This is a genomic window from Mycobacterium sp. E802 (assembly GCF_001666875.1).
Taxonomy (GTDB): domain Bacteria; phylum Actinomycetota; class Actinomycetes; order Mycobacteriales; family Mycobacteriaceae; genus Mycobacterium.
This window is the reverse complement of record NZ_LZJD01000113.1, coordinates 16185-27365: the sequence shown is the minus strand read 5'-3', so window position 1 is coordinate 27365 and position 11181 is coordinate 16185. Positions and strand designations below refer to the sequence as shown.

Genomic DNA, 11181 nt, shown 5'->3' with positions numbered 1-11181 from the left:
TGGCCCGGCTGATCGGTTGAGAAGCGCATCGGTCGCGGATTTCGACGGGGTATCCGACGTGCCCGCCTAGTAGCGACAATCGAGCGACAATCGCCACACCGGTATCGTGAAGTCTCACCAGTCCCATTGTCGCTCGCCGTTTTTGACACACGGGCACCTCTCGCATCATGAACATCAGCTGTCCCGTGCCCGCATACGAGCGACTTCGTCGCTGAAAAGTCGCTGCTAGGCGGGCAGGTCGGCACCCCACCCGGGCGCCACTGCGCAGGCGCCGGCTCAGATAGGAACGCTAATCAATTATCTTCTGGGGATGCGTGAACAGCGTGTGCAGCGATCGGCGTCCGGTGGGCTGCTGATTGCCGTACTCGCAGCGGCGGGCATCAGCGTCTCGCTGATGCAGACGCTGATCATCCCGTTGATCCCGCAACTGCCCACGCTCTTGGGCACCAGTGCCGCCAACGCGTCATGGGCGATCACCGCGACCCTGCTCACCGGTGCCGTCGCCACGCCCATGCTGGGCCGCCTTTCAGATATGTACGGCCCCAAGTGGATTCTCGTGCTGTGCGCTGCGTTGCTGTTTGCCGGATCGCTCATCGCGGCGCTGACCACCTCGCTGATCCCGCTGATCATCGGCCGCGGGTTGCAGGGGTTCGGCGCCCCCGTCATCCCGCTGGGCATCAGCGTGCTGCGCGCCGCCCTGCCGCCCGAGCGGGTGGCCTCGGCGATGGGGCTGATGAGCGCATCACTGGGAGTGGGCGGCGCGCTCGGTCTGCCGTTGTCGGCGGTGATCGCCGAGCAGTTCAACTGGCACGCGTTGTTCTGGTGTGCCGCCGCGCTCGGTCTGGCCTCCGGCATCCTGTTCGTCCTGTTGGTGCCAGACCTGGAGCCGGTGTCCGCCGATCACCGCTTCGATCCGTTCGGCGCGCTCACGCTGGGGATCGGCCTGGTGATGTTGTTGCTGCCCATCTCGAAGGGCGGGATGTGGGGCTGGAGCAGTGCCGCCACTTTGAGCCTGTTCGGCGGTGCAGCGGTGGTGTTCGGGGTGTTCACCTGGTGGCAGTACCGCGCGCCCTCGCCGATCGTGGACATGCGCACGACGTTGAAGCGCCCGGTGCTGCTGACGAATCTGGCGTCGATCGCGGTGGGCTTCGGCATGTTCGCGCTGTCGTTGGTGGGCCCGCAACTGCTGGAGATGCCCCGCGACACCGGATACGGCCTGGGGCAGAGCATGGTGGCCACCGGCCTGTGGATGGCGCCCGGCGGCCTGGCCATGATGGCGGCCGCCCCCGTCGCGGCCCGGGTGGTGGCTGCGCGCGGCCCGAAGATCGTGCTGGTGATCGGCAGCGTGATCATCGCCGCGGGTTACCTGTCCGGTCTGGTGTTGCTCGGCAGCGCGCTCGGCGTGATGGTGCTGGGCCTGATCGTCAGCTTCGGGGTCGGGTTCGCCTTCGCGGCCCTGCCGGCGTTGATCAACGCCGCGGTGCCGGTCTCGGAAACCGCGTCGGCCAACAGCATCAACTCACTGGCGCGCTCGCTGGGTACCTCGGCGTCGAGCGCGGTGATGACCGCGGTGCTGGCCCAGATGACCGTCACCGTGGCCGGGCAGGCACTGCCGTCGCCGACCGGGTTCCGTGTCGCGCTGCTGATCGCCGCGGCCGCGGCCGCCGGCGCCGCCCTCCTGGCGCTGGCGATACCGCGAGAACCGGCCGGGCGGACGGCGTCAGAGCGTGGCGATCTCGTAGCTGCTCAACTGGCCCACCAGCGTCCCTAGCTGCTCGGCGGACGTGCCCAGGGTGTGCTCGATAGCGGTCAGCCGGGCGGCGTAGTGACCGATCGGGTATTCGGCGGTGACGCCGATACCGCCGTGCAGCTGGATCGACTCCTGCGCGATGTGCCGGCCGGAGCGCCCGATCTGCAGCTTGGCCCGCGCCGCGATCACCGGGTCGACGCGTCCGTCGGCGATCGACATCGCCGTGTAGGTGCCCATGCTGCGGGCCAGCTCGAGTGACATGTACATGTCGGCGGCCCGCTGCGTCAGCGTCTGGAACTTGCTCAGGGTGACCCCGAACTGCTTGCGGGACTTGAGGTAATCGGTGGTCAGCCGCAGCGACTCGTCCATCGCGCCGACCGCCTCGGCGCACAGCCCCGCCGAGATGCGCACCAGCGCATGGGAGATGGCGGCGCTGGCGTCGCCGGGTTCACCGAGGGGCTCGGCGGCCGCGGAATCCAGGGTGATCTGTGCGCCGCGCTGGCCGTCGAAGGTGCGGTAGCCCGTGCGGGTCACGTTGGCGGCGTCGACCAGGAACAGTCCGGTGCCGCCATCCGGGAGCGCCGCGGTGACGATCAGGGTGTCGGCGACATCGCCGGCGAGCACCGGGTTCTTGGTACCGCTCAGCGTCCAGCTGTCGCCGCTGCGCGTCGCGGTGGTCGTCACGCCGGCCGCTCCGCGCACGCCGGGCTCGGTGTGAGCGAAGGCCAGGATCCGCTCACCGGAGGCGACGTCGTCGAGCAGGGCACGCTGGGCATCGGTGCCCACCTCGGCGATGATCGCACCGGGGCCCAGCGCCCCGTGCAGCACCGGCTCGGGTGCCAGCCGGCGCCCGATCTCGTTGAGCACCACCATGATCTCGATCTGGCCACCGGAGTCCTCGTCAAAACCCAGGCCCAGAACACCGATCTCGGCGAGCTGCTTCCACACCTGACGGTCGAACCCGGGCTCGGCTTCCACCACCTTGTTGCGCTTTTCGGTGTCGTAGCCGCTCAGCAGGTCACGGGTGGTGTCGGCCAGCAGATTCTGTTCGTCGGTCAGCTGAAAGTCCATGGCTCAACTCACAATCCGAGAATGGTGGACGCGATGATGGTGCGTTGCACCTCGTTGCTACCGCCGTAGATCGACGTCTTGCGGTAGTTGAGGTAGTGCGGGGCGGCGTGCTGGGCCCAGTCCGGTGAGGCGATGTCGCCCGCCTCGTATGGCAGCGCGTCGGCGCCGGCCACCTCGACCAGAAGCTCGGTGGCGATCTGCTGAAGCTGGCTGCCGCGCAGCTTGAGTACCGAGGACGCCGGGCTCGGCTTGCCGTCGGCGGAATCGGAGGTGACCCGCATCTGCGTGAGTTCCAGTGCCAGCACGTCGTTTTCGGCCTCGGCCAGCCGGGCGGCGAACAACGGGTCGGCAATCAGCCCGCTGGCGGTGGCTCGTTCCTTCACCTCGGCGAGACGCACCTTGGTGCGGGCCACCTGGGCGATGCCGGTGCGCTCGTTGCCGAGCAGGAACTTGGCGTAGGTCCAGCCCTGGTTCTCCTCGCCGACGAGCTGGTCGGCGGGGACCCGGACGTCCTCGAAGAACACCTCGTTGACCTCGACGCTGCCGTCGATGAGCTTGATCGGGCGCAGCGTGATGCCGGGCGTGTTCATGTCGATCAGCAGGAACGAGATACCGGCCTGCTTCTTGGGTGCCTGCGGGTCGGTGCGCACCAGACAGAAGATCCAGTCGGCGTGCTGACCCAGCGTGGTCCACGTCTTCTGACCATTGACGACGTAGCTGTCGCCGTCGCGGATCGCGGTCGTGCGCAGCGACGCCAGGTCGGAACCGGCCTCGGGCTCGGAGAAGCCCTGGCACCACCAGATGTCCAGCGCCGCGGTCGGCGGCAGGAAACGCTCCTTGACCTCCTGTGAGCCGAACTCGGCGATCACCGGGCCCACCATGCGGGCATTGAAGGTCAGCGGTTCGGGGACGCTGGCCAACTGCATCTCGTCGAGCCAGATCTGGTGCTGGTTGGGTGTCCAGTCCTTGCCGCCCCATTCGACCGGCCAGTTGGGCACGGCCAGGCCGTGCTCATGCAGGATCTTGTGCGCCGTGACGATGGCGTCTTTGCCGAGCGGCAGGCCCAGCCGGTTCCGTTCCCGGATCTCGGCGGGGATCTTGGTGGTGTAGAAGGTGCGCAGCTCGTCGCGGAAAGCTGCTTCCTCCGGTGTGAGCGCCAGTTGCATGACCGTCTCCCTCTCGGTGGATCTGACAGCACCCTAAACCATCCGGTTGGTTGGGCCTTAACGGACCAGCCTCCGTAGCAGCGCCGAGGCTGTTGCGATGCCCAGCACCGCCGCCGCGATCAGCACGCCGATGTCGAGTACCCAGTTCGTCGGGGTGCCGATCAGCAGCCCGCGCAAGGCGTTGACCTCATAGCTCAGTGGGTTGACCGTGGACAGCCAGCGCAACCAGGTCGGCATGATGTCGACGGGGTAGAGCGCATTGGAAGCGAAGAACAACGGCATGGTGATCGCCTGGCCGATGCCCATCAACCGGTCTCGTTTGCGCACCAGCCCGGCCAGCGTCATCGACAGGCAGGCGAAGAACGCCGCGCCCAGGGCCACCACGGCCATCGCGGCCAGGATGCGCAGCGGATTGACCGTCATCGCGATGCCCATCAGATATGCCAGGGCCACCACGCCGACCACCTGCACCACTGAGCGCACCCCGGCCGCGAATGCCTTGCCCGCCACCAGTGCCGAGGCGGGGGCCGGCGTGACCATGAGCTTGGCCAGGATGCCCGCGTCGCGGTCCCAGATGATCTGGATGCCGTAGAAGATCGAGATGAACAGGGCGGACTGGGCGATGATGCCCGGCGCCAGGAACGTCAGATACTCCACACCGCCGGTGTCGACGAGATGTAACCGGCTGAAGGTCTGACCGAAGATCAACAACCAGAGCGCCGGCTGGACCATGCGGGTGAACAACTCGGTGCGGTCGTGGCGCAGCTTCTGCAGCTCGACCAGCGCGAAGGCGGCCATCCGCATCGCCATCGCACGGATCCGGCGCATCCCGCGCGGGGCCAGGATCAGGGTTTCAGCTGACACGACGGGCCGTCCTGCGGGTCGCGCGCACCTCGCCGATACCGCCGGGCTGATGGTCGGCGTCACTCAGATCCGAACCGGCGTAGTACCGGAAGACATCCTCGAGCGTGACGTCCTCGGCATTCGTGGCCTGCCGCACCAGGTCCTTCAATTCCGCGGGGGTCCCCAGGGCTTGCAACCGGCCGTGGTGCATGAGCGCGACCCGGTCGCAGAGGGCGTCGGCCTCGCCCATGTAGTGCGTGGTGAGCAGCACGGTCATGCCGAACTCGGCCTGCATCCGGTCGACCTGGGCCCAGACGCTGTCCCGGGCGATGGGATCCAGACCAACGGTGGGCTCGTCGAGGATCAGCAGCGACGGACGGTTGACCAGGGCCTGGGCCAGCTCGAGACGACGCACCATGCCACCGGAGTAGGTGCCTGCGACCTCGTCGGCCACATCGAGCAGCTGCATCGACCCCAGCGCCTGGTTCACCCGGTCGGCGCGTTCGGTGCGCGGCACGCCGTACAGCCGGGCGAACAGCTCGACGTTCTGCCGGCCGGTCAGCGCCGCCTCGATCGAGAGTTGTTGTGGCACATAGCCGATGTTGTGCCGGATGTCCATGGTGCGGCGCGCCGCGTCGAGACCGAAGATCCGCACCGTTCCCTGTTGCACGGGCGTCAACGTGGTCAGGACCCGCACCGCGGTGGTTTTGCCCGCGCCGTTCGGCCCGAGCAGGCCGACGGTCTCGCCGCGCCGCACCTGAAGGGTCAGGTCCTCGACGGCGGTGAACGCGCCGTACCGGTGGGTCAAGTTCTCACAGTCGATGGCAGGTTCGACGGTCATTGTTCGCTCTCGTGCAGTAGCCGGGTGAGTTCGCTCATCACGTCCAATCCATGTGCCAGGGCGTCGATCTGGGTCTTGTCGAGCTGTGCCAGGGCGGCGCTCAGCGCGGCCCGGCGGGCCGCTCGGGTCTCGTCGGCCAGCGCTTGGGCGGGCGGCGTGAGACGCAACCGGACCACCCGTCGGTCGCCGTCGTCGACGGTGCGCGTGAGCAGTCCCTCGGCGACGAGCCGGGACACCAGGGTGGAGGCGGTGTTGGGTGCCAGGCTGAGTTCGGCGGCCGATTCCCGCACCGAGATGTCCGGTCTGCGGCCGACCAGGCGCAGCAGCTCGCCCTGTGACTGTGTCAAGGTGCTCGGGCCGGCCACCTTGCCGGCTCCGACGTCGAAGCCGCCGCCGGTGGACCGGCGAAGCTGTCTGCGGAACCGGCCGACAACGCTGAACAGCTCACCGACGAGATCGCGTTGGGTGTCCATCCGCCCGAGAATACCTCTGTAACAGAGGTATTGCAGGGTAGAAATGGTCTGAAATGTGCACGCGGCAAACCCGCTGAGAAGCCGCAGCCGTGGCCGCAGGGTAGTTGCCGCCGCTCTTCGGCTCGTACCCGCCGGCCCGCCCGGCCGGTGACATCGAACGAACGCTCAACGTCTACTGAGGCGGCCACGGCTGCTACCCGTTCAAGGTACCAGACTTCCTGCTTACAGCAGGCAGATCAACGCGATGAGCAACGCCTGGAATTGACGCTCAATCTGATTCGGCTTGGAGTACCAGGACCGCGCGCGCGTCCACGCTGACGGTGTCACCCGGCGCGATCGGATCGGTGATCGAGTTTGCCGAAGTGCTGATCGCCGGAACCCACCACGCCGCGAATTGTGCCGGTGGTAAAGCAAACTCGATCGGCTCGTAGTGTGCGTTGAAACACAGCAGGAACGAGTCGTCGACGACGCGTTGGCCGCGCACATCGAGATCGGCGATGCCCTGCCCGTTCAAATAGACCGCCACCGACTTCGCGTATCCGGTCTCCCAATCCTCCGTGGTCATGTCCGACCCGTCAGGCGAGAACCAGGCGATGTCGGGCAATACCGCGGCCCCCGCCTCGCGAACCGGCCGGCCGTCGAAGAACCTGCGGCGCCGGAACACCGGGTGCGCGGCACGTAGGGCCGACACCGCACGGGTGAACTCGATCAGATCCGCATCGGCACTGTCCCAGTCGATCCAGGAGATCTCGTTGTCCTGGCAGTACACATTGTTGTTCCCGCCCTGCGTGCGGCCCAGCTCGTCGCCGTGCGAGATCATCGGAACACCTTGGGACAGCAGCAGAGTGGTGAGGAAATTGCGTTGTTGACGGGCCCGCAGCTCGTTGACCGCAGGATCCTCGGACGGCCCTTCGGCACCGCAGTTCCACGACTTGTTGTTGCTCTCCCCGTCGCGGTTGTCCTCGCCGTTGGCCTCGTTGTGTTTCTCGTTGTAGGACACCAGGTCCCGCAAGGTGAAGCCGTCATGGGCGGTGACGAAGTTGATCGAGGCGAACGGTCGCCGTCCGGTCTGCTCGTACAGATCGGCCGAACCGGTCAGCCGGGAGGCGAACTCGTCGAGTGTGGCCGGTTCGCCACGCCAGTAGTCGCGTACCGTGTCGCGGAACTTGCCGTTCCACTCCGTCCACTGCGGCGGGAAGTTGCCCACCTGGTAGCCGCCGGGCCCGACGTCCCAGGGCTCGGCGATCAACTTGACCTGGCTGACGATCGGATCCTGTTGCACCAGTTCGAAAAACGTGCTCAGCCGGTCCACGTCGTAGAACTCTCGGGCCAGCGTGGCGGCCAGGTCGAACCGGAACCCGTCGACGTGCATCTCGATGACCCAGTAGCGCAACGAGTCCATGATCAGTTGCAGCGCATGCGGATGGCCGACGTTGAGACTGTTGCCGGTACCGGTGTAGTCCATGTAGTACTGCTTGTCGTCGTCGACCAACCGGTAATAGGCGGCGTTGTCGATGCCGCGCATCGACAGCGTCGGGCCCAGGTGATTGCCCTCTGCCGTGTGGTTGTAGACCACGTCGAGGATCACCTCGATCTCGGCTTCGTGCAGGGCCCGCACCATGGCCTTGAATTCCTGTACCTGGCCGCCCGCGGTCGAGCTGGAGCTGTACTTGGCGTCGGGCGCCAGGAACCCGATGGTGTTGTAACCCCAGTAGTTCGACAAACCCTTGTCGACCAAGGTCGAGTCATTGGCGAAGTGGTGCACGGGCATCAGCTCCACCGCGTTGACCCCCAGCGCCTTCAGGTGGTCGATGATCACGGGGTGGGCCACCGCGGCGTAGGTACCGCGGATGTTCTCCGGGATGTCGGGGTGGGTCTGGGTCAGGCCTTTGATGTGCGCCTCGTAGATGACGGTGTCGGCGTATTCGTGTTTGGGCGGCCGGTCCACACCCCAGTCGAAGTACGGATTGATCACCACGGCCTTGGGCATGCTCGGCGCGGAATCGTCGTCGTTGCGGGTATCGGGATCACCGAAGTCGTAGCTGAACAGCGACTGGTTCCAGTCGAAGGTCCCGTCGATGGCCTTGGCATACGGGTCGAGCAGGAGCTTGTTCGGATTGCACCGGTGACCGGTGTCCGGGTCGTAGGGCCCGTACACCCGGTAGCCGTAGCGTTGGCCCGGCTCGATACCGGGAATGAAACCGTGCCAGACGAATCCGTCCACCTCGGGCAGGGTCAGTCGGGTCTCGTTACCCTCGGCGTCGAACAGGCACAGCTCGACCCGGTCGGCGACCTCACTGAACAACGCGAAATTGGTGCCAGAACCGTCATAGGTGGCACCCAGCGGGTAAGCCTTGCCCCGCCACATTTCCAGCTCGCTCGGTTCAGCTCGATCCGCGACAGTCACAAATCGACCATACGGGCCCGAGGCGCTTCCGGCCGTGAGAATGTACGGCAGGACCTTGCCGAAACCGAAGGGAGCCGGCCGTGGCCACCGACCCTGAGCTGCCGAGTTACCGCACGCTTCGGATTAAACGTCAAGACGCTGTCGGCATCATCACGCTGGACCGCTCGCCAACTAGCTGATCTCCACTCCGGCGGAACGTAACTCGGCCAATGCGGCGGTCGTACTCCCGGGCGCGACCCCGGCGGTCAGGCCGGTCAGCACCCGGGTCTGCAAGCCGGCCTTGACAGCATCGGCAGCGGTGGCGGCCACGCAGTAGTCGGTGGCGATGCCCACCACGTCCACGGCCGCGACGTGGCGTCGGCTCAGCCAGTCCGCCAGCGTCGTCCCCGCATCGTCGACCCCCTCGAACCCGCTGTACGCCGCCGAGTGATGGCCCTTCTTGAACACGGCCTCCACCGCGGCGGGGTCGAAGTTCGGATGGAAATCCGCACCGGCCGTCCCGGCGACGCAATGCCGGGGCCACGACGTGCGGTAGTCGGGAGTGTCGGAGAAGTGGTCGCCCGGGTCGATGTGGAAATCCTTCGTGGCCACCACATGGTGGTACCCGTGGTCGGTGCCGAGCAGATCGGTGATTTTCTGCGCCACCGCCGAACCGCCCGACACGGCCAGCGAACCGCCTTCGCAGAAATCGTTCTGCACGTCGACGACGATGAGCGCGTGGGCCTGCCTGGACCGCTGCATGCCCCGAGGCTACCCGCCGAATAGCAGGTAGAGCCCGGTGAAGGTATAGCCGACCATCACCAGCATCGTCGCTAGCTGCCCGGTGAGCTGATGCTGCTTCGGCAACAGGCGAAGGGCACGGTCGTGCGCCGCGATCACCCCGGCAACGTGACCGGCCAGCACGAAACCGACCTTGAGCGTGGCCAAGACCGACGGGTGCGCCGACAGGAAATAGCTGACCTGCAGATCGTGCAGCCCGAACAGCAGGATCACCGTCTGCTGGCCGCGCTCCACCAGATACGACAGGTAGTGCGCGAATACGTAGCCGATGACGATGGGCACCAGGGAATGCGCCATCAGGCCGGGCAATTCGCTCCGTAACCGGCGGTCGACGCCGCCGGTGGTGCGGGTGGCCACCGAGAACGTGACCGCCACCGTGGTGGCGAACACCAGCAGTCCCGCGGTGCGGATCAGGCTGGCCTCGACCGGCGAACCGGAGTGCGCGTCGACGAAATTACGCCACTGGGGCATTGCCGAGAAGCTGTCGAATGCGGTCGAGCCCAGCAACACCGCCAGCAGCACCACCAGCCCGGGGCGGACCGGCAGCGACGGCAGGTGATCGAACGGGTTGCCGATCACGAAGCGCCCGTCATGACGACGCAGCGGCGAGAGCTTCGAAGCGGCTGTGCTGTACACCTCGAACGGGTCGGCGCTCTCCAGCCACCGCGGCCCGCAACACAGCGCACCGGCGAACGTCACCACCAGGTAGATCACGAGCCAATTACGAATCGCTGCAAGCGATCCCGGGTCCGGGCTGGCCAGCTCCAACCACACGAACGCGAACAGCCCGGCGGCCGCCGGCCAATAGCCGAGCCGCTCCGGGTAACTCAGACGAGCGGACACCGGAATGAACCGGTACAGCGCGCGCACCGGGGAGATCAGCCGCCACACCGGACCGAACAACACCGAGGCGGCCACCACGCCCACCCACAACAGGACGTAGAAGACTCCCGGTAGCGGGTTGGCGTTCGGCGCCCGGGTCCACCCGGTGAACGCCACCCACCCGGTCAAGGCCAGCGCGAGTAGGCCCACCGTCCATCGGGTCACCGCGGCGTCCACCACCGACGTCACCCAGGCCGGCAGCGCCACTCCGGGCTTGTCCGGATCGAACCGGGGCCGACGCCAGGCCAGTGCCACGACCGCAAAAGTGAACGTCAACGTCCACGCCGCGCCGATCAGCGCGTACGTGTAAGGGATCGGCAGATCAGTCGAGCCGCCCAGACCATGGGCCAGAACCGCGGTCGACTCGGGCGTCACTGCTGCACTTGCACGCTGGCGATCGTGCGGTTGGCGTGATGCAGCTCGATGTCGACGGTGCCCGGCACGTCGACCGTGAACTGGAACTGCTGGCCGCTACGCGGCTCCACCTTGAAGCTGTGCTCGGGGTTGGAGTGCACATGCAGCTCGTCGTCGGCGTCGCTGTTGACCCGCACCACGATCGGCTGGCCGACCTTGCCCTGCAGCCGCTCGTTGGTCGGTGTCACCTCGCCGCCCTTGATCGTGACGTCGATGAGCAGCCGGGCCGGAACGTGCTGCTCGTCGGTCATGTCCGACGGACTCACCGTGGTCGCCGTGGGACTGGCCGAACCATCGGCATTCTCGGTGGTTTTCGAGCCGCCACACCCCGCTGTCACCAGCGCGAGAGCGGACGCCAGAACGATGACACCGCTTTTGAGGTTGATCACGGTGAACCATCTTCGCTTGCCGTGTTCGACTCGTCATCCTGACGCGGCCGGCGCCGGTCCCGCATCGCGACGTACACCACCACCCCGACCACGACGACGGCCGGGGCGAAGGCCGGCAACGCCAGCAACAACGTGTGATCAGCCTGGTACTGAACCTGATCCACC

General features: G+C 66.7%; 11 protein-coding genes. 1 reads left to right on the top strand and 10 read right to left on the bottom strand.

Translation table 11 applies throughout. From position 1 onward, the window contains the following. Positions 1-310: 310 nt before the first annotated feature. Entirely contained in the window at positions 311-1771 is a 1461-nt protein-coding gene (locus A5699_RS17165; RefSeq protein ID WP_067771264.1) for an MFS transporter, read from the top strand. Here the strand turns inward: A5699_RS17165 and A5699_RS17160 are convergent. From A5699_RS17160 to A5699_RS29640, 10 genes are all read right to left on the bottom strand, one after another. After that, positions 1721-2821 (bottom strand): acyl-CoA dehydrogenase family protein, encoded by a 1101-nt coding sequence (locus A5699_RS17160; protein WP_067771263.1) that lies wholly within the window; start codon positions 2819-2821, stop codon positions 1721-1723. The genes A5699_RS17165 and A5699_RS17160 overlap by 51 nt on opposite strands. An 8-nt stretch (positions 2822-2829) precedes the next feature. Beyond that, positions 2830-3987: an acyl-CoA dehydrogenase family protein gene (locus A5699_RS17155; RefSeq protein ID WP_067771262.1), complete on the bottom strand. Its 1158-nt coding sequence runs from the start codon at positions 3985-3987 to the stop codon at positions 2830-2832. A gap of 57 nt (positions 3988-4044) precedes the next feature. After that, positions 4045-4797, bottom strand: coding sequence for an ABC transporter permease (locus A5699_RS17150; protein ID WP_082957757.1), 753 nt, complete (start codon positions 4795-4797; stop codon positions 4045-4047). 43 nt (positions 4798-4840) lie between these two features. Beyond that, positions 4841-5671: an ATP-binding cassette domain-containing protein gene (locus tag A5699_RS17145; protein ID WP_067771261.1), complete on the bottom strand. Its 831-nt coding sequence runs from the start codon at positions 5669-5671 to the stop codon at positions 4841-4843. Continuing rightward, complete coding sequence (locus tag A5699_RS17140) at positions 5668-6144, bottom strand: MarR family winged helix-turn-helix transcriptional regulator (protein ID WP_067771259.1); 477 nt, start codon at positions 6142-6144, stop codon at positions 5668-5670. The genes A5699_RS17145 and A5699_RS17140 overlap by 4 nt, the downstream gene beginning before the upstream one ends. A 268-nt stretch (positions 6145-6412) precedes the next feature. Continuing rightward, a complete protein-coding gene (gene glgX, locus A5699_RS17135; RefSeq protein ID WP_067771258.1) occupies positions 6413-8512 on the bottom strand; it encodes a glycogen debranching protein GlgX in 2100 nt (699 codons plus the stop codon). A gap of 210 nt (positions 8513-8722) precedes the next feature. Further along, on the bottom strand, positions 8723-9292 hold the full coding sequence (locus tag A5699_RS17130) for an isochorismatase family protein (RefSeq protein WP_067771256.1): 570 nt from the start codon (positions 9290-9292) through the stop codon (positions 8723-8725). Between the two features lie 9 nt (positions 9293-9301). Continuing rightward, positions 9302-10588 carry a hypothetical protein gene (locus A5699_RS17125; RefSeq protein ID WP_067771254.1) on the bottom strand — a complete coding sequence of 429 codons (1287 nt, stop codon included), beginning with the start codon at positions 10586-10588 and terminating at the stop codon, positions 9302-9304. Next, the gene (locus A5699_RS17120) at positions 10585-11016 is read right to left on the bottom strand and encodes a hypothetical protein (protein ID WP_067771253.1); all 432 of its coding nucleotides are present in this window, start codon (positions 11014-11016) and stop codon (positions 10585-10587) included. Before A5699_RS17120 ends, A5699_RS17125 begins: the two co-directional genes overlap by 4 nt. After that, entirely contained in the window at positions 11013-11180 is a 168-nt protein-coding gene (locus A5699_RS29640) for a hypothetical protein (RefSeq protein WP_197508320.1), read from the bottom strand. The genes A5699_RS17120 and A5699_RS29640 overlap by 4 nt, the downstream gene beginning before the upstream one ends. Position 11181 lies beyond the last annotated feature (1 nt).